This window comes from Streptomyces boetiae (genome assembly GCF_031845405.1).
Lineage (GTDB): Bacteria > Actinomycetota > Actinomycetes > Streptomycetales > Streptomycetaceae > Streptomyces > Streptomyces boetiae.
This window is the reverse complement of the sequence record NZ_JAVREN010000003.1, coordinates 78,129-100,599: the sequence shown is the minus strand read 5'-3', so window position 1 is coordinate 100,599 and position 22,471 is coordinate 78,129. Positions and strand designations below refer to the sequence as shown.

The 22,471-nt window shown below is 76.1% G+C and carries 26 protein-coding genes and 1 pseudogene; 13 read left to right on the top strand and 14 right to left on the bottom strand.

Annotated features, from left to right (window positions below; genetic code table 11):
• Positions 1-84 precede the first annotated feature (84 nt).
• Positions 85-1,134: a zinc-binding dehydrogenase gene (locus RM780_RS02815; RefSeq protein WP_311628806.1), complete on the top strand. Its 1,050-nt coding sequence runs from the start codon at positions 85-87 to the stop codon at positions 1,132-1,134.
• A gap of 122 nt (positions 1,135-1,256) precedes the next feature.
• On the opposite strand, the gene RM780_RS02810 is transcribed toward RM780_RS02815, so the two are convergent.
• The 6 genes and pseudogenes from RM780_RS02810 to RM780_RS02785 form a co-directional block, all read right to left on the bottom strand.
• Positions 1,257-1,592 carry a hypothetical protein gene (locus RM780_RS02810; protein WP_311628805.1) on the bottom strand — a complete coding sequence of 112 codons (336 nt, stop codon included), beginning with the start codon at positions 1,590-1,592 and terminating at the stop codon, positions 1,257-1,259.
• Positions 1,593-1,842: 250 nt separating this feature from the next.
• Positions 1,843-3,054 carry an ornithine--oxo-acid transaminase gene (gene rocD, locus RM780_RS02805; protein ID WP_311628804.1) on the bottom strand — a complete coding sequence of 404 codons (1,212 nt, stop codon included), beginning with the start codon at positions 3,052-3,054 and terminating at the stop codon, positions 1,843-1,845.
• Complete coding sequence (ddaH, locus tag RM780_RS02800; protein ID WP_311628803.1) at positions 3,051-3,863, bottom strand: dimethylargininase; 813 nt, start codon at positions 3,861-3,863, stop codon at positions 3,051-3,053. Before ddaH ends, rocD begins: the two co-directional genes overlap by 4 nt.
• Before the next feature lie 84 nt (positions 3,864-3,947).
• Complete coding sequence (locus tag RM780_RS02795; protein ID WP_311628941.1) at positions 3,948-4,436, bottom strand: Lrp/AsnC family transcriptional regulator; 489 nt, start codon at positions 4,434-4,436, stop codon at positions 3,948-3,950.
• Between the two features lie 246 nt (positions 4,437-4,682).
• Positions 4,683-5,027: pseudogene (locus RM780_RS02790) on the bottom strand (uracil-DNA glycosylase family protein); the annotation flags it as partial.
• A gap of 48 nt (positions 5,028-5,075) precedes the next feature.
• Positions 5,076-6,074, bottom strand: coding sequence for a hypothetical protein (locus RM780_RS02785; protein WP_311628802.1), 999 nt, complete (start codon positions 6,072-6,074; stop codon positions 5,076-5,078).
• Positions 6,075-6,316: 242 nt separating this feature from the next.
• Between RM780_RS02785 and RM780_RS02780 the strand changes: the two genes are divergently transcribed.
• Positions 6,317-7,762, top strand: a complete 1,446-nt coding sequence (locus RM780_RS02780) for a dihydrolipoyl dehydrogenase family protein (RefSeq protein WP_311628801.1) — start codon at positions 6,317-6,319, stop codon at positions 7,760-7,762.
• On the opposite strand, the gene RM780_RS02775 is transcribed toward RM780_RS02780, so the two are convergent.
• Complete coding sequence (locus RM780_RS02775) at positions 7,750-8,190, bottom strand: hypothetical protein (protein ID WP_311628800.1); 441 nt, start codon at positions 8,188-8,190, stop codon at positions 7,750-7,752. The two genes, RM780_RS02780 and RM780_RS02775, sit on opposite strands and share 13 nt — an antisense overlap.
• Before the next feature lie 188 nt (positions 8,191-8,378).
• Between RM780_RS02775 and RM780_RS02770 the strand changes: the two genes are divergently transcribed.
• On the top strand, positions 8,379-8,606 hold the full coding sequence (locus RM780_RS02770) for a hypothetical protein (RefSeq protein ID WP_311628799.1): 228 nt from the start codon (positions 8,379-8,381) through the stop codon (positions 8,604-8,606).
• A gap of 26 nt (positions 8,607-8,632) precedes the next feature.
• Here RM780_RS02770 and RM780_RS02765 read toward each other — a convergent pair whose 3' ends face one another.
• Together RM780_RS02765 and RM780_RS02760 are read right to left on the bottom strand one after the other, a co-directional pair.
• Positions 8,633-8,932 (bottom strand): putative quinol monooxygenase, encoded by a 300-nt coding sequence (locus RM780_RS02765; protein ID WP_311628798.1) that lies wholly within the window; start codon positions 8,930-8,932, stop codon positions 8,633-8,635.
• A 158-nt stretch (positions 8,933-9,090) separates the two neighbouring features.
• Complete coding sequence (locus tag RM780_RS02760; protein WP_311628797.1) at positions 9,091-9,318, bottom strand: DUF6126 family protein; 228 nt, start codon at positions 9,316-9,318, stop codon at positions 9,091-9,093.
• Between the two features lie 92 nt (positions 9,319-9,410).
• Between RM780_RS02760 and RM780_RS02755 the strand changes: the two genes are divergently transcribed.
• Genes RM780_RS02755 through RM780_RS02745 form a run of 3 tightly spaced genes read left to right on the top strand, consistent with a single transcriptional unit; the run spans position 9,411 to position 11,733 of the window.
• On the top strand, positions 9,411-10,193 hold the full coding sequence (locus RM780_RS02755) for a LamB/YcsF family protein (protein ID WP_311628796.1): 783 nt from the start codon (positions 9,411-9,413) through the stop codon (positions 10,191-10,193).
• A gap of 38 nt (positions 10,194-10,231) precedes the next feature.
• Positions 10,232-10,861 carry a 5-oxoprolinase subunit PxpB gene (gene pxpB, locus RM780_RS02750; RefSeq protein WP_311628940.1) on the top strand — a complete coding sequence of 210 codons (630 nt, stop codon included), beginning with the start codon at positions 10,232-10,234 and terminating at the stop codon, positions 10,859-10,861.
• Entirely contained in the window at positions 10,858-11,733 is an 876-nt protein-coding gene (locus tag RM780_RS02745; protein ID WP_311628795.1) for a 5-oxoprolinase subunit C family protein, read from the top strand. The genes pxpB and RM780_RS02745 overlap by 4 nt, the downstream gene beginning before the upstream one ends.
• A 19-nt stretch (positions 11,734-11,752) precedes the next feature.
• On the opposite strand, the gene RM780_RS02740 is transcribed toward RM780_RS02745, so the two are convergent.
• Positions 11,753-12,433 (bottom strand): TetR/AcrR family transcriptional regulator, encoded by a 681-nt coding sequence (locus RM780_RS02740; RefSeq protein WP_311628794.1) that lies wholly within the window; start codon positions 12,431-12,433, stop codon positions 11,753-11,755.
• Between the two features lie 79 nt (positions 12,434-12,512).
• Here RM780_RS02740 and RM780_RS02735 point away from each other — a divergent pair, with 79 nt between their 5' ends.
• The 5 genes from RM780_RS02735 (at position 12,513) to RM780_RS02715 (ending at position 18,372) form a co-directional block, all read left to right on the top strand.
• Positions 12,513-13,394: a metal-dependent hydrolase gene (locus tag RM780_RS02735; RefSeq protein ID WP_311628793.1), complete on the top strand. Its 882-nt coding sequence runs from the start codon at positions 12,513-12,515 to the stop codon at positions 13,392-13,394.
• A gap of 50 nt (positions 13,395-13,444) precedes the next feature.
• Positions 13,445-14,626 (top strand): PDR/VanB family oxidoreductase, encoded by a 1,182-nt coding sequence (locus RM780_RS02730; RefSeq protein ID WP_311628792.1) that lies wholly within the window; start codon positions 13,445-13,447, stop codon positions 14,624-14,626.
• A gap of 83 nt (positions 14,627-14,709) precedes the next feature.
• Entirely contained in the window at positions 14,710-15,666 is a 957-nt protein-coding gene (locus tag RM780_RS02725) for a M24 family metallopeptidase (RefSeq protein ID WP_394812872.1), read from the top strand.
• Positions 15,663-17,471 (top strand): SDR family oxidoreductase, encoded by a 1,809-nt coding sequence (locus RM780_RS02720; RefSeq protein ID WP_311628791.1) that lies wholly within the window; start codon positions 15,663-15,665, stop codon positions 17,469-17,471. Before RM780_RS02725 ends, RM780_RS02720 begins: the two co-directional genes overlap by 4 nt.
• A 94-nt stretch (positions 17,472-17,565) precedes the next feature.
• On the top strand, positions 17,566-18,372 hold the full coding sequence (locus RM780_RS02715) for an SDR family oxidoreductase (protein ID WP_311628790.1): 807 nt from the start codon (positions 17,566-17,568) through the stop codon (positions 18,370-18,372).
• Between the two features lie 85 nt (positions 18,373-18,457).
• Here RM780_RS02715 and RM780_RS02710 read toward each other — a convergent pair whose 3' ends face one another.
• From RM780_RS02710 to RM780_RS02695, 4 genes are all read right to left on the bottom strand, one after another.
• On the bottom strand, positions 18,458-19,300 hold the full coding sequence (locus RM780_RS02710; protein ID WP_311628789.1) for an LPXTG cell wall anchor domain-containing protein: 843 nt from the start codon (positions 19,298-19,300) through the stop codon (positions 18,458-18,460).
• Between the two features lie 122 nt (positions 19,301-19,422).
• Positions 19,423-19,626: a hypothetical protein gene (locus tag RM780_RS02705; protein ID WP_311628788.1), complete on the bottom strand. Its 204-nt coding sequence runs from the start codon at positions 19,624-19,626 to the stop codon at positions 19,423-19,425.
• Positions 19,623-19,826, bottom strand: a complete 204-nt coding sequence (locus tag RM780_RS02700) for a hypothetical protein (RefSeq protein WP_311628787.1) — start codon at positions 19,824-19,826, stop codon at positions 19,623-19,625. The genes RM780_RS02705 and RM780_RS02700 overlap by 4 nt, the downstream gene beginning before the upstream one ends.
• A gap of 73 nt (positions 19,827-19,899) precedes the next feature.
• The gene (locus RM780_RS02695) at positions 19,900-20,112 is read right to left on the bottom strand and encodes a hypothetical protein (RefSeq protein ID WP_311628786.1); all 213 of its coding nucleotides are present in this window, start codon (positions 20,110-20,112) and stop codon (positions 19,900-19,902) included.
• A 410-nt stretch (positions 20,113-20,522) separates the two neighbouring features.
• Between RM780_RS02695 and RM780_RS02690 the strand changes: the two genes are divergently transcribed.
• Complete coding sequence (locus RM780_RS02690; RefSeq protein ID WP_311628785.1) at positions 20,523-21,866, top strand: hypothetical protein; 1,344 nt, start codon at positions 20,523-20,525, stop codon at positions 21,864-21,866.
• Positions 21,867-21,888: 22 nt separating this feature from the next.
• Positions 21,889-22,461, top strand: coding sequence for a GNAT family N-acetyltransferase (locus RM780_RS02685; RefSeq protein ID WP_311628784.1), 573 nt, complete (start codon positions 21,889-21,891; stop codon positions 22,459-22,461).
• Positions 22,462-22,471: the final 10 nt, after the last annotated feature.

The window sequence follows — 22,471 nt, the reverse complement described above, 5'->3', positions numbered from 1 at the left end:
GGGCGGGCGGCGGCTGGCAGGATCTCCGTCCGGCGACGCCGCCCCACCCCGCCCGCACGCCCGTACGCCCCGAGGGAGTTCGCGATGGAGACCATGCCGGCCGGCCGGCTGCACGTGGAGAGCAGGCGATTCGCCGTGGAGGAGGTGCCCGTGCCCGTCCCCGGGCCGGGCGAGGCGCTGATCGAGGTGCGGGCCGCCGGGGTGTGCCTGTCGGACGCGCACCTCATCGACGGCACGCTCAGCCCGCTCCACCTGGAGGGCGAGGCCGTCACCCTGGGCCACGAGGTCGCCGGGGTGATCCACGCCACCGGCCCCGACGTCGCGGAGAAGTGGCGCCCGGGAACGCCCGTGCTGCTGGCGGCCGGACAGGTCTGCGGGGAGTGCGGCGGCTGCCGGGGGCGGCGCGGGTCCTGCCGCAAGCTCCTGACCCGGGGCGTGGACTACGACGGCGGCTGGGCGCAGTACGCGCTGGCCCGCGAGGACACGCTGGTGCGGCTGCCGGAGGGGCTGCCGTTCGAGCAGGGCGCGATCATCCCCGACGCGGTGTCCACGCCCTACGCGGCGGTGGTGACCACGGCAGGGGTGCGCCCGGCGCAGGCGGTCGGCGTCTGGGGCGTGGGCGGCCTGGGCGCGCACGGCGTGCGGCTGGCCCGCCTGGCGGGGGCGGTCCCGGTGATCGCCGTGGACCCGCTGCCCGAGGCGCGCCAGCGGGCCCTGGACTTCGGCGCGGACCTGGCGTTCGACCCGGCCGACCCGGGCCTGGCCGAGGCGGTGCGAGGGGCCACGGGCGGGCTCGGCCTGGACGCCGCCTTCGACTTCGCCGGGGTGACGGCCGCGCGGGAGCAGGCGGCCGGGGTCCTGGCCCCGGGCGGGCAGTTGGTGCTGGTGGGGCTGACGCCCGAGCCGCTGGCGCTGCCGTACTCGATCCTCTTCAGCTACCTGGGGCAGCAGGTCAAGGGCCACTACGGCTCGGCGCCCGAGCACCTGGACCAGCTCGTCCAGCTGACGGCGGCCGGGCGGCTGGACCTGGGCCCCTCGATCAGCGGCCGGGTGCCGCTGGCCGAGGCGGCCGAGGCGGTGGCGGCCCTGGAGGGGAAGAACGGGGCCCCGGTCCGGCTGGTGCTCATTCCCTGACGCGGGCCGGGCTCCTGGGCCGGGGTCGCGCCGGGCGCGGGCGTGCGCCCGGCGCGAGGTGGCCGCGGACGGACGGGGTGGGCGGCGTACCGTGCCGCCCGCGGCCGGTTCGGGGGGCGCGCTCAGCGCGTGGCGTGGCGCGGGTAGAACTTCACGCTGTAGACGGGCTCGGTCTCGTATCCGTCCCCGGCGCGGACCTCGACGAGGGCCCGGCCGCAGTTGATGTCCATGTAGAGCCTGGCGTCGAAGACGGTGCCGTTGTAGCCGCCGGTCACCGGCTCCTCCGGATCGGCCAGTTCGTAGCACAGGTAGGGCTCGGGGTTGTCCACCGAGCCCGTGTTGGCGCCGACGGTGTACCACGTGAGGGCGCCCGTCGCCGCGCCGGCCGAGGCGGCCGGGAGCGCGACGGCCATCAGCAGGGCGGCGGCCAGGGTGCCGAGTGCGTGTCGGATGCGCATGCTGGTGATGTTCCCTTCCCCGGTGCCCCGAGGGGCCTGTGCGGTGACAGCCGCTGGCTACCCCGGGCCACCGGGTGGATGCACTCCGCCACTCCCCCGTGTGAACCTCGCCGCTCCCCCGGGTGTCTCCCGGACCGCCTCGCTGACGCGAAGCCGTGGGCCGGCGGGCCTGAACCCGGCCCCGCGGAGGGTGCCCCCTGGCCGGGGCACCGCCCACGGCCGCGGGACCGGGGGACCGGCCGGCGAGGTCCTAGCGCTCCAGCACGGCCGCCAGCCGGCCAAGGGCCCAGGCCAGTTCCTCGGGGGTGATGGTCAGTGGCGGGGCGAGGCGGATCGTCGAGCCGTGGGTGTCTTTCACGAGCACGCCCTCGGCCAGCAGCCGTTCGCCGATCTCGCGCCCGGTGCCGATGGCCGGGTCCACGTCCACGCCCGCCCACAGGCCGCGGCAGCGGAAGCCGGTGACGCCCCGCCCGACGAGGGCCGCGAGCCCGTCCCGCAGCACCGCTCCCAGCCCGGCCGCCCGCCGCTGGTACTCGCCCGTGCGCAGCAGCGCGACGACGGCCGAGCCGACGGCGGCGGCCAGCGGGTTGCCGCCGAAGGTGGAGCCGTGCTCCCCGGGGCGCAGCACGCCCAGGACCTCGCGGGTGGCCACCACCGCGGAGACGGGCACGATGCCTCCGCCCAGCGCCTTTCCCAGAAGCACCGCGTCGGGGCGCACGCCCTCGTGCTCGACGGCCAGGGTGGTGCCGGTGCGGCCCAGGCCCGACTGGATCTCGTCCGCGATGAACAGGGCCCCGGCCGCGCGGGTCGCCTCACGCACCCCGGCCAGGTAGCCCTCGTCGGGGATGACGACCCCGGCCTCGCCCTGGACGGGCTCCAGCAGGACGGCCGCCGTGGTCTCGTCCACCGCCTCGCGCAGTGCGGGCAGGTCGTTGTAGGGCACGACGCGGAAGCCGGGCGTGAACGGGCCGAAGCCGTCGCGGGCCACGGGGTCGGTGGAGAAGCCGACGATCGTGGTGGTGCGGCCGTGGAAGTTGTCCTCGGCCACGACGATCGTGGCGCGGTCGCGCGGCACGCCCTTGACCTCGTAGGCCCACTTACGGGCGACCTTGACGGCGCTCTCGACGGCCTCGGCGCCGGTGTTCATCGGCAGGGTCATCTCCAGGCCGGTCAGGGCGGCCAGCTCCTCCGCGAACCCGGCCAGCAGCTCGTGGTGGAAGGCCCGGGAGGTGAGGGTGAGCCGGTCGAGCTGGCGGTGGGCGGCCTCGATCAGCGCGGGGTGGCGGTGGCCGAAGTTGAGGGCCGAGTAGCCGGCGAGCATGTCGAGGTAACGCCGGCCCTCCACGTCCTCGACCCACACCCCCTCGGCGCGGGCGACGACCACGGGCAGGGGGTGGTAGTTGTGCGCGAGGACGGCGGACTCGGCGTGGATCAGCTCGGCCGAGGAGCGCGTGGTGGTCATGGCCGGACCTCCTGGGTGCAGCACTTGATGCCCCCGCCCGCCTTGTGCAGCTCGGACAGCTCGACGGGGACCGGGACGTAGCCGAGGCCGGAGAGGCGCCCGATCAGCTCGCGCGCGCCGGGGGCGATGAAGACGTGGCGCCCGTCGGAGACGGAGTTGAGCCCGAAGGCGAGGGCGTCGGCCCGGGTGGCGAGGACGGCCTCGGGGAAGAGGCGGGCGAGCAGGGCGCGGCTGCCGGGGTCGAAGGCGCCGGGGTAGTAGGCGATGTTCTCGTCGTCCAGGGCGAACAGCGCCGTGTCGAGGTGGTAGAACAGCGGGTCGGTCAGCCGCAGCCCGGTCACGGGGACGCCGAAGAGCGCGCGGGCCTCGGCGTGCGCCTCCGGGGTGGTGCGGAAGCCGGTGCCGGCCAGGATGCGCCCGGCCACGGGCACGAGGTCGCCCTCGCCCTCGCAGGTGGCGCGCGGCGGGTGGACCTCGTGGCCGGCCTCCTTGAACCACAGCTCGTAGGCCGCGCTCTCGGGCCTGCGCTCGGGGGCGTGGAAGCGGGAGCCGAGGACCCGGCCGCCCAGGACGAGGGCGGCGTTGGCCGCGAAGACCATGTCGGGCAGGCCGGGCACGGGCGGCACGTGCTCGACGGTGTGGCCGTGGTCGCGGTAGGCGCGGACCAGGGCCTGCCACTGGGCGCGGGCCAGGGCGGTGTCCACCGGGGCGCCGGGCCGCATCCACGGGTTGATGGCGTAGCGGACCTCGAAGAACCGGGGCTCGCAGGTCAGGTAGCGCCGGGGGCGCCCCTCGCGCGTGGCTGGCATGTTTCTCACGGTAGGAACGCGCGGGGCGGGCGACAAGAAACCACGATTGCGCGTGCGCGCAGCAGTGTTGCGCGGTTGGGCCGGTCAGCGGCTGTTCGTTTCGTCCGGGCGGGTGGCGGGGCTGGCGCCGGCCTCGGGGCTGCCGGAGATGAGGTGGGAGAGGACCATGTAGCTGATCGTCTGGCGCACGAAGGGCTCGGCGCGGATGCGCTCCAGGACCTCCTCGAAGTGCTCGACGCCGGTGGCGCGGATGTGCAGCAGGGCGTCGGCGCCGCCCGTGACGGTCATGGCGGCGGTCACCTCCGGGTGGTCCCGCACGACCTCGGCCAGCCGCCGGGGCGGGGCGGCGCTGTCGCAGTACACCTCCACGTACGCCTCCGTGGTCCACCCCAGCGCGGTCGGGCTGACCATGGCGGTGAACCCCGTGATCACCCCGGCCTCCCGCATCCGGTCCACCCGCCGCTTCACGGCCGGCGCCGACAGCCCGATGGCGCCCCCGATCTCCGCGAAACTGGTCCTGGCGTTGGCCACCAGCGCGGCCACGATCTTCCGGTCCAACTCATCCAGCACCACCGGCTGTCGCCCCTTCCTCGCCCCGCCCCTGCCCGGGGCGGCCACGCCGCCATTGTGTGCCCGGGGCCCACCCCCGTCCCCGCGCGGGAGGCCGGCCGGCGGGCGCGTCAGCGCAGCCTGGACGCCGCCGTGCGGAGGTCCGAGACGAGGCTGGCGTGAACCGCCTCGCGTCGTCGCCGGCGCGGAGGGCCGCCGAGGGGGCCTGGGAGGTACCGCCATCCGGCTCGGCGGCTTGTGGATGCGCCGCTTGCCAGGGCCGGCGCGGGCGGACCCGAAGTGCCTGACCGCGTTCGTCCGGTACGTCTCCGCCGGGGCGAGCCCGGCCTCGGACACGGCCCGGTCCAGCAGCCGCCCGGCGGGGCCGACGAAGAGCGCGCCGCGCCGGTCCTCCTGGTCGCCCGGCTGTTCGCCGAGCAACAGCACCCGCGCCGTCGCGCTGCCCTCGCCGAAGACCGTCCCCGTCGTGTCGCGGTACAGCGGGCAGCCCTCGCAGCCGCCCGCCGCCCGGCGCAGCGCCGCGAGGTCCGCGTCCGGCGGCGGCAGGCAGGGCCCGGCGTCGTACCCGGAGCCGGGCGCGGTCGCGTCGTTCATCCGCGCCGGGTACCCGGCCACGCCCGGGCCGGGGGACGGGCGGCCCGCTCAGGGCCCGAAGTGCGGCACCTGCACGTAGAAGTAGCTCTCGGCCCGCACCCCGCTGTCGCTGCCCTCGGCGCGCAGCCACGCGTACGTCCCGAGCACCCCGTCCTGCGAGGGAGCCCGGACGCGCGCGGCGAAGCCCCCCTCCCCGTCCGCCGTGACGGTCGCGACCCGCTCGGAGTCCTCGAAGCCGAAGAGGCCGGGAAAGGTGACCCAGGACAGGACCACCCGCTCCCCCGGCTCGAAGCCCGCCCCCTCGACGGTCACGGGCGAGCCGCCCGCCCCCTGGAGCGGGCTGACCAGCAGCCGCGCCAGCCCGTCCAGCAGGCCGCCGGGCGGCGAGGGCGCGGGCGGCGGAGACGGCGAGGGCACGGGGTCGGGGCGGGCGGAGGCGGGCGCGTCCGGGTCCTCCGGCTCCTCGTCGTCCTCCGGCTCCTCCTCCCCGGCGCCGCTCCCGGGCCGCTCCGCGTCCTCGCCCCGGGGCAGGACCGTGAACTCGGCCGCCGCGCTGCGCCGCCCGTCCCGCCCCACCAGGTAGAGGGCGTGCGCGCCGGGCCCGGCGTCCTCCCCGGGCGGAACGGCCGCCTCGATCACCACGCGCCCGCGCGCGTCCGCCGTGCCCCGGCCCAGGGCGTTGTCCTCGTCGCCGCCCCAGTACAGGGCGACCTCCTCGCCGGGCGCGAACCCGGCGCCGTGCACGCGCAGCACGCTCCCGGCCGCGCCCTCGGCCGGGTCCACGCGCGCCGGCGCACGCTCCTCCTCCTGCGCCGGACCGTTCGCCTGGGGGCCGCCCTCCGCGGAGGAGGGGCTCGCGGGAGCCGACGGGCCGCCCTCCCCGGGCGAGGCCCGCAGCGGGCCGGTGATCAGCAGCCCGGCGACCACGGCCACCACGACGATGAAGGAGGCCGCCACCGCCGAGCGCGCCGCCGGGGAGCGGGCCACGGACGACCGCGCCAGCCGCGCCCGCCACCGCGCGCACCACGCCCCGCCCTTCGACCGCACCGGATTCCTCACCGCACCCCCTGCCGCGAGCCCGCCCCGCAGGACGGCACCGTACTGAGCCGGGACCGTCCCCGCCACGCCTCGTACCGCCATGTGGAGGATATGTGACGAACGCTCAGCATCCGGCGGCGGTCCCCGCACCCCCGGCCCCCCCGGCGCGCCCGGGGCTGCCGCGCGCCCCCGACCGGCCTACGGTGGGCGCAGGATTCCCACCGACCGCCCCCCATCGTTCCGGAGTTCCGATGAGCACCTCCAGCGACACCGTCACCTACGACGTCATCGTCATCGGCGCGGGGCCCGTAGGCGAGAACGTCGCCGACCGCGCCCGCGCCGCCGGCCTGACCACGGCCATCGTGGAGTCCGAACTGGTCGGCGGCGACTGCTCGTACTGGGCCTGCGTCCCGAGCAAGGCGCTGCTGCGCCCGGCCGCGGCCCTGGAGGCGGCCCGCTCCGTGGGCGGCGCGCGGGAGGCGGTCGCGCGCCCCCGCCCGGACGCCGCGGCCGTGCTGGCGCGGCGGGACGGGTTCGTCTCGGACTGGAAGGACGACGGGCAGGTCTCCTGGCTGGAGTCCGCCGGCATCGAACTGGTCCGCGGCCACGGCCGCCTGGCCGGGCCGCGCCGCGTGGACGTCACCACCCCCGACGGCGCGACCCGCCCCATGGCGGCCCGGCACGCCGTCGCCGTCTGCACGGGCAGCGCGGCCGTCGTTCCCGGCCTGCCCGGCGTGGAGGAGGCCCGGCCGTGGACCCCGCGCGAGGCGACCGGCGCCCGCGAGGTCCCGGGGCGGCTGGCGGTGGTCGGCGGCGGCGTGGTCGGCGCGGAGATGGCCGCCGCGTGGAGCGCGCTGGGCTCCCGGGTCACGCTGCTGATGCGGGGGGAACGCCCGCTGCCGCGGATGGAGCCGTTCGCCGGGGACCTGGTCGCCGAGGGGCTGGCGGCGCGCGGCGTGGACGTGCGCCCCGGAGCCTCGGTCACCGCCCTGCGCCGCCCCTCGCCCGAGGGCCCGGTCACGCTGGCGCTGGAGGACGGGAGCGAACTGGAGGCGGACGAGGTCCTCTTCGCCACCGGGCGCCGCCCCCGCACCGCCGACCTCGGCCTGGAGACCGTGGGCCTGGAGTCCGGCTCGTGGCTGGAGGTGGACGACTCCCTGCGGGTGCGCGGCGTGGCCGGGGGCTGGCTGTACTGCGCGGGCGACGTCAACCGCCGTGCGCTGCTGACCCACCAGGGCAAGTACCAGGCCCGGATCGCCGGGGCCGCCATCGCCGCCCGCGCCCGGGGCGAGGCGGCCACGGAAACGCCCTGGGGCCCGTACTCGGCGACGGCGGACCACGCGGCCGTTCCCCAGGTGGTCTTCACCGAGCCGGAGGTCGCCTCGGTCGGGCTCACCGCGGAGGCCGCCGAGGGCGCGGGGCTGCGCGTGCGCGCCGTGGACTACGACCTGGGCAGCGTCTCGGGCGCGGCGCTGTTCGCGGACGGCTACCGGGGCCGGGCACGGATGGTGGTGGACGAGGACCGGGGCCGCCTGGTGGGCGCGACCTTCGTGGGGCCGCAGGCGGGCGAGCTGCTGCACGCGGCGACCATCGCCGTCGTGGGCGAGGTAGCCCTCGAACGCCTGTGGCACGCGGTCCCCTCCTTCCCGACGGTGAGCGAGATCTGGCTGCGGCTGCTGGAGACCTACCGGGGCTGACCCGGCGCCGGGCTCTCCTGTCCCTGCTGTCCCTCCGGCGGCTCCTGCCCCGGCGGGCCGCCGGGGAACGCGGCCCGGCACCACGCGCGCAGCATCGCGTCCCAGAAGGGGTCCCCGACCCGGCAGGTGGCGGGCCACGTGGCGGACGGCGAGGGCCCGGGCGCCGGTTCGGGCGCGGGCTCCGGCTCCGGCCCGGCCGCGGGGGCGGTGGAGGGCGCGGGCTCCGGCGGGGCGGGCTCGGGCGAGGGGGTCGTCAGGCCCTCCTCGGGCAGCCGCTCGGTCAGACCCTCCTCCGGGCCGGGCGGCGGGGTCTCCCGGCTCGTCGCGGGGGCGCTCCCGGACCCTCGTCCGGCCCCGGGCTCCCCGGCCCGCGCCTGACACCCCAGCGCCCCGCCCAGGAGGCCGGCCGCCACCAGTCCCAGCCCCAACGCCCTTGCAGACGCCCGCACTTCACCCCTCCCGCCGTCTCATGATCGTGCGGAACACTCTCCCAGATCCGGCGCCCCCGCCGGTTCACGCGGGCGCGCCGCAGTCCCCGCGCGTAGAACCGGACGTTGAACGGCGGACTAGCCTCCCTCCGGGGTGGGGAGGACTTCCCCCGGAGGGAGGCACGCGCGTGCAGCACTACATCACCCAGTCCCAGCGAAGGCCGGAGACGTGCAACTGGTGCGAGGGCGAGGGGTACCGGCACTACCAGTTCGCCTACGTCCCCGGGCCCGAGCCCTTCGCGTTCCCCCTCGCCGAGACGCAGTTGCGGGCCGGGACCTGCCGCAACTGCAAGGGCAGCGGCGTCTACGACGCCTCCCTCGACCCGACGCTCCACGCCAGCCCGCCGGAGCACTGAGGCGGCGGGCCGGGCGGGGGCGTCGGTCAGGCGGGGGCGTCGGTGAGGCGGCGCATCGTGAAGGGCTCGGCCAGGATCTCGTCCAGGACCGCGGCGATGTTCTTGAAGTGCGGCAGCGTGAAGTGGTGCTCCAGCGCCTCCGCACCGGTCCACTCCTCGATCAGCACCACGCGGTCGGCGCGGGAGGGGTCCGTGTAGGCGTGGTAGGCCAGGCAGCCCTCCTCGGCCAGCGAGGGCTCGATCATCGCGGTCAGCTCTTCCAGCAGCCGCCGCTCCTGGCCCGGCTTGGCGACGAAGGTCGCGACGATCGTGAGCGGGCTCGGCATGGTGCGCTCCTGATGTCCGTGGTGTCCGTGGGGCCCCCGGCGCTCCGTGGCCGGACGCGCTGCTCATCCTGCGTCCGGCCCGCCCGCCCAGCCAGGGTCTGCCAGAACCACGCACGGCAGGGCCCCCCTCGGGCCGGCGGCGGCCGACCGGCGGGGCGCTACTGGCGGGCGCCCAGCTCGAAGAGCAGGATCAGGAAGGCCGCGAAGACGTGGCCGACCAGGCCGTAGAGCAGGACGCGGATCCACAGGCCGCGCGGGATGCGGTCGAGGACGCGGCGGCGCGCGGGGACGGGATCCGGCGCGGCCCCGGAGGCGGACCGGGGAACGGCCTCGGGGTCGGACCCGGGCGTGGAGGCCGGGCGTTCGGCGGGGCGGGAGGCGGGCATCCGCGTCTTCTCCTCACGAGCGGGCGGAGGGCGCGAGGGCCCCGGGCGGGCACCGGCCTCTCCCCCGCGGCCGAGGAGCGGAGAATGGGGCCGTGACGACCACGGTATCGATCGATCTGAACGCCGACCTCGGCGAGGGGTTCGGGCGCTGGGAGCTGACCGACGACGAGGGGCTGCTGGCCGTGGTCACCAGCGCCAACGTCGCCTGCGGCTTCCACGCGGGCGACGCCCCGACCATGCGGCGGGTCTGCGAGCTGGCCGCCGAGCGCGGCGTGGCCATCGGCGCGCAGGTCTCCTACCGCGACCTGGCCGGCTTCGGGCGGCGGGCGATGGACGTGCCGCCGGAGGAGCTGGCCGCCGAAGTGGCCTACCAGATCGGCGCGTTGGAGGTCTTCGCCCGCGCGGCCGGGGCGCGCGTGGCGTACGTGAAGCCGCACGGCGCGCTCTACAACCGCGTGGTCCACGACGAGGAGCAGGCCGCGGCGGTGGCCGAGGGCGTTGCCCTGGCCGGGCCGGGGCCGGACGGCCGGGGGCTGCCCGTGCTGGGCCTGCCCGGCTCGCGGCTGCACGAGGCGGCCGGGCGTTCCGGGCTGCCGGTGGTGGCCGAGGCGTTCGCCGACCGCGGCTACACCGCCGCCGGGACCCTGGTCCCCCGGCGCGAGGCGGGGGCGGTGCTGACCGACCCGGAGGCGGTGGCGGCGCGGGCGGTGCGGCTGGCCCGTGACGGCGCGGTCGCCTCGGCCTCCGGGGAGGAGGTCGCGGTGCGGGCGCGCTCCCTGTGCGTGCACGGGGACACGCCCCGGGCGGTCGCGCTGGCACGGCGGGTGCGCGAGGCGCTGGGCGGGGCGGGGGTCGCGGTGGAGGCCTTCGCGTGACCGGCGGCACGGCGGACGGTGCGGCGGAACGCCCGGGCCTGCGGGTGCTCCCGGTCGGCGAGGACGCGCTGCTGGTGGAGGTGGCCTCGGGAGAACGCGCCCAGGCGCTGTACGCGGAGCTGTCGCGCCGGCGGGAGGCGGGCGCGCTGCCCCCGGTGCGCGAGATCGTCCCGGCCGCGCGCACCGTGCTGCTCGACGGCCTGGGCGGGCCGGCCGAACGGGCCGCGCTGGCCGCCGAGTTGCCGCGCTGGGAGATCCCCCCGGCCGCGGCGGGGGCGGACCGGGTCGTGGAGATCCCGGTGCGGTACGACGGCCCGGACCTCGCGGAGGTGGCGGCGCACTGGGGCGTGCCGGTCGCGGAGGTCGCGCGGGTGCACGCGGGGGCGGAGTTCCGGGTGGCGTTCTGCGGGTTCGCGCCGGGCTTCGGCTACCTCACGGGGCTGCCCGAGCGGTACGCGGTCCCGCGCCGCGCGACGCCGCGCACCGCCGTCCCGGCCGGGTCGGTGGCCCTGGCCGGGCCGTACACCGGGGTCTACCCGCGCTCCTCGCCCGGCGGCTGGCAGCTCATCGGCCGCACGCGGGCCGTGCTGTGGGACGCGGCGCGGGAGCCGGCCGCGCTGCTGACGCCGGGCACGCGCGTCCGGTTCGTCCCGGAGGAGCACGCATGACCGGCCGGGCGCTGACCGTCGTGCGGGCGGGCGCGCTCACCACGGTGCAGGACGCCGGGCGGGCGGGCCACGCGCACCTGGGGGTGCCGCGTTCCGGCGCGCTGGACGGCCCCGCGCACCGCCTGGCCAACCGCCTGGTGGGCAACGCCCCCGAGGCCGCCGCCCTGGAGACCACGCTCGACGGCTGCGCGGTCCGCCTGAGCGCCCCCGCGACGGCGGCCGTGACGGGCGCGCCCTGCGCCGTGACGGTGAACGGGCGCCCGGCCGCGTGGGGCGCGCCCTTCCGCGCGCGGGCCGGCGCGGTGGTGGAGGTGGGGCGCGCGGCGCGCGGGGTGCGCAGCTACCTGGCCCTCTCGGGCGGGGTGGCGGTGGAGCCGGTCCTGGGCAGCCGGTCCACGGACCTGCTCTCGGGCCTGGGCCCCGCCCCGCTGGCGGCGGACGCGGTCCTGCCGCTGGGCCCGGCGGCCGGTGCCCCGGCCCCCGTGGACGCGGCCCCGCAGCCCGCGCCCCCGGCCGAACTCGTCCTGCGGCTGCGCCTGGGCCCGCGCACGGACTGGTTCACGGCCGCGGCGCTGCGGACGCTCGCCGGACCCGGCTACCGGGTGGCGGGGGCCGGGAACCGCGTCGGCCTGCGCACCGAGGGCCCGCCCCTCGAACGCGCCCGCGCGGGCGAGCTGCCCAGCGAGGGCATGGTCCTGGGCGCGGTCCAGGTCCCCCCGGACGGCCTCCCCCTGGTCTTCCTGGCCGACCACCCCACCACCGGCGGCTACCCGGTCATCGCCGTCGTCCACCCCGCCGACCTCCCCGCCGCCGCCCAGGCCGTCCCGGGCACCCCCGTCCGCTTCCTCCTGGCGGGGCTTGGCCGCGGATAGGCCCCGGCCAGGCCAAGGTTCAAGACGGCCGCGTGCTCATCCGCTCGCGGATCGTCTCCGCCAGCTCCGGGTCGCCGAGGGCGCCCTCGACCAGTTGCACGCAGGCGAGTTCGCACTGCTCGGCCAGCTCCTCCGGGCTCATCAGGGAGCGGTCGTCCAGCCAGATGACCACGACCTCCTCCACGTAGGCCAGCCACCCCCGCACGGCCAGCGTCACGGCGGGCGTCACCGGCGCGCCCGCCGCCGCCAGGGCCTGGGTGACCCACTCGGTGAACGCGGCCCGCGCCGCGCGGTGCAGCTGGCGCATCTCCCCGCTGCTCTGCGAGAGCCGCACGACGGTCAGGTAGGCCGCCGGGTGCCGCGCGACCTGGGCCACGAACATGTCCAGCGCGTGCCGAAGCTGCTCCCGCGCGCTCAGCGCCGGGTCCGGGGCCAGGTCCTCCAGCATCTCCCCGCCCAGCTCCCGCAGCACCGCGTGGTGCAGCTTGTGCTGGGAGCCGAAGTAGTGAAAGAGCAGCGCGGGTGAGACCCCGGCCGCGCGCGCCACGGACTCCATCGAGACGGTGTCCAGGTCGCTCTCCTCCAGGAGCGCGCGCGCCGCCGCGAGGATCTGCGCCTTCCGCTCGGCGGGCGTCAGCCGGGCGCCACGCGCGCCGCCGCGCGGGCCGCGCATCTCCGGCACGGGTGAGGTTCGGGCCATGCCCCCATCCTATTGACTCAGTCTCAATAAGGCTTACTGTTGATGCACTCTCAATAAGGGCCGCGAAGGAGGGACCCCGATGGCGGAACGCCCGGACGAGCACGACAACCTCGTTCTGACGCCGCGCGACGTGGAGTTCGACTGGTCCCGGCTCCCCATGCACTGGGTGCCCGGCGAGCCGCTGCCCACCCACGTGATGAACGTCCTCCACCTGCTGCTGCCGGAGGGCGAGCGCTGGTTCGTGCGGACGTTCAAGCAGGCGCTGCCGCTGATCCGCGACGAGGAGCTGCGCGAGCAGGTCCTCGGCTTCATCGGCCAGGAGGCCGTCCACGCCGAGGCCCACCAGGGCGTGCTGGAGTACCTGCTGGCCAAGGACCTGGACCCGGCCCCCTTCGTGCGGCAGGTGGAGTACCTCTTCCGCCGCGTCCTGGGAGAACGCCCGGGGCTGCCCGGGCGGCGCGCCCGCGAGCACCTGCTGGAGCGGGTGGCGATGATCGCCGCCATCGAGCACTTCACGGCCTTCCTCGGCGACTGGATCCTCAACGCCGAGGCCCTGGACCGGGCCGGCGCCGACCCGACGATGCTGGACCTGCTGCGCTGGCACGGCGCGGAGGAGGTCGAGCACCGCAGCGTGGCGTTCGACCTGCTGCGCCACCTCGATCCGCGCTACCTGCGCCGGGTGCGCCCGATGCTGACGGCCGGGCCGGTGATGCTGCTGCTGTGGGTGCGCGGCACCCGGTTCCTGATGGCCAACGACCCCGAGCTGCCCGGCCGGGCCCGGCCCACCTGGCGCGGCTACCTGGACGCCGCCCGGCGGGGCGTGCTGCCGCACCTCGCGCCCCTGTCGCGCTCCGCGGCCCGCTACCTGCGCGCGGACTACCACCCCAGCCAGGAGGGTTCGACCCGGCAGGCCATCGCCTACCTCGCCACCTCCCCCGCGGCCCGCGCCGCCGCGCACTGACGGCCCGCCGACAGGCCCCCCGACGAGGACGCCGAGGACCACACACGACCATGGACAGCAACGCCCCCCAGCCGCCCGCCGGGACGGGCCCGCACGCCGGGACCGGCCCGCCCGTCGCGACGGCCGTCGACCCCGCCCCCGCCGCCGCGACCGCGGCCTGGCGCGACGACGAGGGCCCGCGGCCCGACCGCCCCGACCGCATGGCCCGCTTCCTGCACTCCTTCACCGACGCCTACCTGCGCCTGGTCACCCGCGGGGACCACTACGCCAACCGCGCCCCGCGCCCGCCGCTGGCCCTGGTCGTCGCCGCCCGCGAGACCCTGGCCGAGGACGTGGTGACCCTGCGGCTGACCGCCCCCGGCGGCACCCCGCTCCCCCGCTGGCAGCCCGGCGCCCACCTCGACCTGCGGCTGCCCTCGGGCCGGGTGCGGCAGTACTCCCTGTGCGGGGACCCGGCCGACCCCTACGCCTACCGGATCGCGGTGCGCCGCATCGAGGCGGGCGGCGGCGGCTCCGCGGAGGTGCACGAGGCGCTGCGCGAGGGAGCCCGGATATCGGCGCGCGGCCCGCGCAACGCGTTCCCCTTCGCCGCCGAGCCCGCCGTGCTGCTGATCGCCGGCGGCATCGGCATCACCCCGATCCTGCCCATGGCCCGCGAGGCCGCCCGGCGCGGCCTGGACTGGCGGCTGGTGCACGCCGGCCGCAGCCGCGCCTCGCTGCCCTTCGCCGCCGCCCTGGCCCGCCTCTCCGAGGGGCACCCCGGCCGGGTCACCGTGCTGAGCGACGAGGAGGACGGCGCTCCGGACGGCCCCGGCCTGCTGGCCCGCGCGCCCCGCCCCGGCTCGGCCGTCTACTGCTGCGGGCCCGCGCCGATGCTGGAGGCCGTGCGCGGGGCGTTCGACGACTCCGGCGCCGCCGCCCTGCACTTCGAGCGCTTCGCGCCCGAACCCGTCGTGAACGGGCGGCCGTTCACCCTGCGCCTGCGCCGCAGCGGCACCGAGCTGCCCGTGCCCGCCGACCGCTCCGCGCTGGACGTGCTGCGCGAGCGCGACCCGGCAACGCCCTACTCCTGCCGTCAGGGCTTCTGCGGCACCTGCGAGCAGCGGGTTCTCGGAGGCGGCCCCGTCGAGCACCGCGACCGCAGGCTGACGGCCGAGGAGCGCGCCGAGGGCCGGATGCTGGTCTGCGTCTCCCGCGCCCCCGAGGGCGCCCGCCTCGAACTCGACCTGTGACCCCGTCCGTTGACCCGCCCCTCGCCCGTCCCCGACCCGCCCGTGACCCGTCCGCGGACGACCGCCGCCGCCCGGAGGCCCCGATGAGCCCGAAGTCCATGACCGGCCCCAAGACCCCGCCCGGCAAGCCGCCCCGCTTCCCCTTCGACGAGCGCGACCTCGGCCGTTTCCGCGAGGTGCAGCAGCTCGCGTACGCCTGCGCCGGGCGCGTCGCGGAGTGGCTGGAGCCGGGCGTGACCGAACGCCAGGCCGCGGGCCGGCTGCGGCACGAGCTGGTCTCGGCCGGGGTGGGGGACTTCTTCCACGTGCCCTTCGCCTGGTTCGGGGACCGCACCGCCTTCCGCGGCTTCCGCACCCCGCTCCAGTTCTTCCCGAGCGCGCGGCGGCTGGCCGAGGGCATGCCGTTCGTCCTGGACTGCGCCCCGGTCGTGGACGGCTACACCGCCGACATCGGCTACGGCGGCGTCGTCGGGGAGAACCCGATCTGGGAGCGGCTGGACGCCGACCTGGCCGAGTACCGCGCGCTGATCGTCGGCGAGGTGCGGGCCCGCAAGCCGCTGAACGAGGTCTACGCGGCCGTCGACGCGCTGATCGCCCGCCACGGCTACGACAACCGCCACCGCGTCTACCCCGGCCGGGTCATCGGCCACCAGGTCACCCGCCTCTCGCCGCGCGGCCCGGCCGGGGCCACGCTCTTCGGCTTCGGCGTGCGCACCCTCCAGACGCTGGGCCGCGAGCTGATCAGCGAGCGGCTGCACGGCCGTTCCCCGCTGTGGGCCGACGGCCGCTCCTCCCGGCACGCGCCCACGCCCGGCCTGTGGGCCGTCGAGCCGCACATCGGCTTCCGGGGCGTGGGGCTGAAGTTCGAGGAGCTGCTGGTGGTCACCGAGGACGACGCCTACTGGCTGGACGACGACCTCCCGCACGTCCACCGCTGGCGGGAACGCTCGGCGCGCGCCGCCCGCTCCGCCCGCTCCACGCCGGGCGCCGCGGCCGGGCCGACGCCGGACACCCACGAACAGGAGACCGTCACCCCATGAGCAGCGAATCCGGCGTCCGCCGCCGCACCGTCCCCTCCGGCGGTCTCGACCTGGCCGTCTACGAGCAGGGCCCGGCCGACCGTCCCACGGTCGTGCTGGTGCACGGCTACCCCGACACCCACCGGGTGTGGGACGACGTGGCGGCCGACCTGGCCGCCGACCACCACGTGGTGCGCTACGACGTGCGCGGCGCCGGCGCCTCGGGCCGCCCCTCATCCCGCGCCGGGTACCGGCTGGACCAGCTCGCCCGCGACCTGTTCGCCGTGATCGAGGCGACCAGCCCGGGGCGTCCGGCGCACGTCGTCGCCCACGACTGGGGCTCGGTCCAGTCCTGGGAAGCGGTCACCGACCGGGAGGCGCCGGGCCGCATCGCCTCGTTCACCACCATGTCCGGCCCGTGCCTGGACCACGTCGGGCACTGGATGCGGGAACGGGTCTCCCGCCCCACCCCGCGCCACCTCGCGCAGCTCGCCGGGCAGGGCGCGCACTCCTGGTACATCGGCGCCTTCCACGTGCCCGTGCTGGCGCCCGCCGTGTGGCGGCTGGTCCTGGGCCGCAACTGGGGCACCGTGCTGCGCCGCCTCGAAGGCGTCACGCCGCGCGAGGGCCACCCGCAGAAGGGCCTGGCCGGGGACGCGGTGCGCGGCATGGAGCTGTACCGGGCGAACATGCTGCCCCGCGCCCGCGAGCCGCGCCGCCGCACCACCCCGCTGCCCGTGCAGCTCATCGTGCTGACCAAGGACCGGTACGTGCGCCCCGCGCTGACCGAGGGCCTTGAGCGGTGGGCGCCGCGCCTGTGGAGGCGTTCGCTGCGGGCCTCGCACTGGTCGGCGCTGCTGCGGCAGGGGCCGACGGTGGCGCGGATGGTGCGGGAGTTCGTCGCGCACCAGGAGGGCGGGCCGGCCGCCCCCGAGCTGGAGCGCGCCCGCGTGGGCCGCCCGCTGAAGGCGGTCCCCTCCTCCCCTTCGTCCTCTCCGTCCTCTTCCTCCGGGCCGTTCGCCGGGAAGCTGGCCGTCGTCACCGGCGCGGGCAGCGGCATCGGCCGGGCCACGGCCCTGGCGTTCGCCGAGCAGGGCGCGCAGCTCGCGCTGTGCGACATCGACCTCGCCTCGGCCGAGCGCACCGCCGAGCTGGCCCGCCTGCTGGGCGCCCGCGCCGACGCCTGGCGCGTGGACGTGGCCGACGCGGCGGCCGTGGACACCTTCGCGGCCGAGGTCGCCGCCGCCCTGGGCGTTCCCGACATCGTCGTCAACAACGCGGGCATCGGGCACTCCGGCTCCTTCCTGGAGACCACGCCGAAGGAGTGGCAGCGCGTCCTGGACGTCAACCTGTGGGGCGTGATCAACGGCAGCCGGGCGTTCGGCGCGCTGCTGAAGGAGCGCGGCACGGGCGGGCACATCGTCAACGTCGCCTCGGCCGCCGGCTATCTGCCCTCGCGGATGCTGGCCGCGTACGCCACCAGCAAGGCGGCCGTGCTGATGCTCTCCGACTGCCTGCGGGCCGAGGTGGCCTCCGCCGGGATCGGGGTCTCGGCGATCTGCCCCGGCATCGTCAACACGAACATCACGCGCACCACGACGTTCTCCGGCCTCGACGCCGAGCAACAGGCCGCCCGGCAGCGGCGGTTCGCGGGGATGTACGCGCGGCGCAACTACCCGCCGGAGAAGGTCGCCGCACAGATCCTGCGCGCGGTGCGCACGGGCCGCGCGGTCGTCCCGGTCACCCCGGAGGCGAAGGTGGCCCACGCCCTGACCCGCCTCTCCCCCGGCCTGCTGCGCCGGGCGGCCCGCTTCCGCGTGGGCTGAATCACTCGCACGGCCGCGCTCCACGGTCACATCCCGGCCCGTTGCCCGGTCAACAGGCCGGACCCCTTGTGACCGTGACCGTGGAGGTATTCCGATGTCCGCACCCACCGCACCGATCCTGCTCACCGGCGGCACCGGCACGCTGGGCCGCCACGTGCTGCCGCTCCTGCGGGACGCGGGCCACGCGGTGCGCGTCCTCAGCCGCAGCCCGCACGAGGCGCGGGACGGCGTCGAGTACGTCGCCGGGGACCTCGACTCCGGCGACGGCATCGAGGAGGCCGTCGCCGGGACGGAGGTCATCGTGCACTGCGCCGGGACCCCGCGCGGCGACGAGGCCAAGGCCCGCACCCTGACGGCCGCCGCCCTGCGCGCGGGCACCCGGCACCTGGTGAACATCTCGGTGGTCGGCGCCGACCGCGTCCCCGTCGTCGGCCGCCTGGACCGCGCGATGTTCGGCTACTTCGCGGACAAGCTCGCCACCGAGCGGGTCATCGCCGACTCGGGCGTGCCGTGGACGACGCTGCGCGCCGCCCAATTCCACGACCTCATCCTGGACATGGCCCGCCCGCTGTCCCGCCTGCCCCTGGTCCCCCACTTCTCCGGCATGCGCTTCCAACCGATCGAGGTCTCGGAGGTCGCCGCCCGCATGGCCGAACTCGCCCTGGCGCCCCCCGCCGGCCTCGTCCCCGAGATGGCCGGCCCCCAGATCCTGACGATGAAGGCCATGCTCCGCACCTACCTCACCGCCACCGGCAGGCGCCGCCCCCTCCTCCCCGTCCGCCTCCCCGGCTCGGCCGCCCGCGCCTACCGCGAGGGCGTCAACCTCGCCCCGGACCACGCGGTCGGCCACCGCACGTGGGAGGACTTCCTGACGGAACGCGTGTCCGCGCCGGCCCGCTGAGGCTCCTCCGGCCACGCACGGCAGGCCCCCGCGGCCAGGTGGACGCGGGGGCCGGTGGCGCGGCGTGGGCGTTGCGCGCCGGACGTTACGCGGGGGCGGCGCCCTTGCGGCGGCGGATCAGGACGAGCGTGCCGGCGCCCAGGGCGACGGCCGTGCCACCCGCGAGGGCGAACAACGGCAGGTCCGAGGAGGAGCCGGTCTCGGCGAGATCGCCGGTGGAGGGCAACTCCTCCAGGCCGCCCTGCGGGCCGGGTCGGTTGCCCTCACCCTCGGTGCCGGGCGCCTCGCCGGGGTCTTCAACATCCGCGCCGGCGGGGACCACCTCGAACTCGTAGACGTTCCACGTCGCGTCCTGGCAGACGCCCGCGTCGTCCACGTACGAGCCGGCGCTGACCGCGTACCCGAATCCCTCGGGCGCGTCGGCCGGGACCTGGAGCCGCAGCCGGGCCTCCTCCTGGGCTCCGGGCTCCAGGTCGGTGGTACCGAAGTAGCCGAACTCGTCGGTGACCTCGCTCCACGCGCCGTCGATGTACCACTCCAGGCGGGGGACGACGTAGTCCTCCCAGTCCGAGTCGGTGGCCTCGGCGTAGACGAACGCGTCCAGCGCCTCGACGGCCGCGTCCGAGTCGTTGGTGATCCGGTAGGTGAACTCGGTCCACTCCCCCGCGACCACGGTGGCGGGAAGGCCGATCAGCTCGGCGACGACATCGGGGTTCTCCGCCCACTCCTCGCAGTCCTCGGCCTCCGGCACCTGCGGCCCGCCATCCTCCGCCTCGATGGCGCCGCCACTCGCGTTCTCCCCGGAACCCCCGCCCGCGGCCTGCTCCTCACCCCCGTCCGTGGCGAACGCGGGCCCCCCGGCCAGCAAGGTGACGGGGGCTATGACGGCGGTCGCAGCGACGACCGCGAAGGCCCGGCGAAGCTTCATCACTACCTCGGAATCTGATGCGTGCGGAATCGAGGCCAACGCGCGTCACCGCGCAACGGGCGCACGCCGGTCGCGTCATCTTCACACACCCCACGAAGCACTCCCGCACGCGCACCCTCACTTCACCCGGCGGGCCTGACGGTCCTGGTGGCGTAGAGGACGGTGTTCGGCTGTATCACGAGCTGAACGCCGTCCCCGAGGTCGAGCCGCTTCCCGCCGCGTGGCTGCCCGAGGATGTCGATGACGGTGAACGCCTGTCCCCCCACGAGCAGTTGATCCCCCCGCCGCACGCTCTTGGCGTCCACGACGACGGGCACGGCGATCACGCTTTCCCCCCGCACCGGTCCGCGCAGGCCCGCACCATGTGCGGCTGCCGCATCCGGTCGAACACCGGCCCCAGCGCCCGCGTCCCCACCACTCCGTTGAACGCCACCCCGCACAGCACACACTCCTCCTGCGCCCACTGCCCCAGACTCAGCCGGGCTTCCAGATCCACCCCGGCCAGCTCCGGCGGCGGCCCACACACGTGCACTGCCCCTTCCGGGACGTACTCCGGACACCCCTGGCACCTCACCAGCCGCCGCGCGGGCGGCAACACCTCACGCCCCATGCGGCCCTCCCGCGAACGCGACGAGCGCGCCATGCAGCGCCCCGGCCTGGGTCAGGTAGTCCGCCGTGGCCCCGGGCAGAATCCACCGGGGCAACGCCCTGGGCTCGGGCCGCAACGGCGGCACCAGAACGCCCGCCTCCCCGCACACCACCTCGGCCCCGGCCAGGCCCCACCGCGCGCGCCCCCGGGCTCCACGAGCCACGTCCAGGCGCACGCGTCCTGAATCACCGGCCCGGAAGCGGAGTTCAGCCGCGCCAGCACATACGGAGCAAGCCCGACCCCCACCCGCACCGCATCGAACAACCCCCCGAAGGGAAGCAGTCGCGGCCCGTCCTCATCCGGGGGAATCCATCCGGGTAGTGATGCGGTCGGCATACACGCCTCCTCGGGTCCAAGTGATCGACCGATTACGCATCGCAGCATCGCGGCGTTTCCCGGCCCATCGGAACCTGCATCCGCCCCCCGTATCCGTGGGGGCGGGGATGCCCGACCGTCACTGATCCCCCATCCGTCCCTCATCCGTGCCCATTGCCCGAAGCGGCGTTCCCAAGCCCGTCGGGGCCGGTCTACGGTCGATCTACACGCTGCACCGATGTCAGGGATGGGCCGACGATGCGGACACTGCTTCGCTCCTTACTGACGGAACGCAATTGGCAGTACCCCGCCTTTCGCTCCCACTTCGAGCAGGCGGCCAAGGAGTTGGCGGGCATCGAAGGCCACCCGCCCTTGGGGATGCTGTCCGTATCGGAAAGCACCTTCGAGCGTTGGTGCTCGGGCAAGGTCAGACCTCAGCCGGATGCACGCCGCGTGCTTCAGCACCTATTCGGCTATTCCGCCGAAGAGCTGATGGTGGAGACGCGGGTCTCCTCCGGCAGCGACATAGTGAGCCCGTGCGGGGGCTCGGCCGGCGGCCGAGTTCCCGGCGACGCGGCGCACCAGGAGATGGGAAGGCTGGCGTCAATGGCGGCCAACAGGGCCCTTCAGTGGGCGATGACGGCAGAGTCGAACCGGATCGGCTCCGAGACGATGGACCACGTCCAGTCAGTTGTCCGAGCGATCGCGGAGCAGTATCCGCGTGTACCGCTCAGCACGATTCTGGACGACCTGATCGACATACAGGACCTCACGTTCCGGCTGCTGGAGAGCGGGCGGGCGAAGCCGGCCCAGGCGCGTGACCTGCATCTGTACGCCGCGATCGCCTCCGGCATGCTCGCCAAGGCAAGTCACGACCTGGGCGACCCCCAATCAGCGATGCGGCAGGCCCGCGCGGCCTACGTCTGCGCCGACCAGGCCGACCACGCCGCTATGCGGGGTTGGGTGCGCGGACTTCAAAGCCTCATCGCGTACTGGGCCGGCCGCCCGCAGGACGCCCGCCACTATGCCGAAAGCGGCGCGTCACTCGCGCCCGACGCGGGCACGGTCGGCCTGTGGCTCGCGAGCCTGCGCGCCCGTGCTCTGGCGGTTCTCGGAGAAGCCGAGGCCGTTATGACGGCGATTCAGCACAGCGCCGACGCGCGCGAGGCGGTCACCACGGACGCCCTGGACGAGATGGGCGGCATTCTCACCTTCCCGAACGAACGCCAGCTCTACTACATGGCGGAAGCCGAAGTGCTCCTGCCGGGGTCCACGCCCACCGCCGAGCGCCGCACGGAGGCCGCCGTCGCGGCTTACCGCGCAGCCGCCCCACAGAACTGGGCCTTCGGCGACGAGGCAGGCGCCCGGACCAACCTCGCGCTGGCACGCATCCAGGCCGGGAATCCCGACGGCGCCGCCGAAGCACTCGACCCCGTCCTCAACCTGGCCGCCAACCAGCGCATCGCGGGCATTCTCGCCAGCGCACTGCGCGTGCACCGGGCCCTGGGCGCTCCGGCGTACGCCACCGCCGCCTCCGCACGGGACCTGCGGGCCCGCATCGAGACCCTTGCCTCCACGCCTGCTCGCGCGCTGCCGCGATGAGCGCCCCCGGTAGGGTGCCCGCATGTATCCCGTGAGTCACCCCTCCGCCCGGTTGCTGCTGCGGGAATTGGAGGCCGGAGACGTGGACGCGGTGCTCGGGATCTACGGCAGTGCGGAGGCGACGCGGCACCTGTCGTTCGAGCCGCGCAGCCGGGAGCAGGTGGAGCAGATCGTCGGGCGCTCGATAGGGTCCGCGCGGGCCCGGCCCCGCACCGAGTACGCGCTGGCGGTGTGCGTGCGGCAGGGCGGGGAGCTGGTCGGGTTCGCCCGTCTCGCGGATGATCCGCATCAGCAGCGGGCCGTCACCATGGGCTTCGCCCTGCGCCCGGACGCCTGGGGACGGGGCTACGGCACCGAAACGGTCGCGGCCCTGCTGGCGTTCTCCTTCGGCCCGCTGGGCCTGCACCGCGTCTGGGCCGCACGCTCCCCGCTGAACACTGCCTCCGAGAAGATCCTGCTGCGCGCCGGCATGACCGAGGAAGGCCGCATCCGCCAGCACGTCCACGTACGCGGCGCCTGGCGCGACTCCCTCGTCCACGCCATCACCGAAGACGAATGGAACAACCGCCCGGCCGGTACAGGGGCCAGCGGGTAGCCGGGATCAG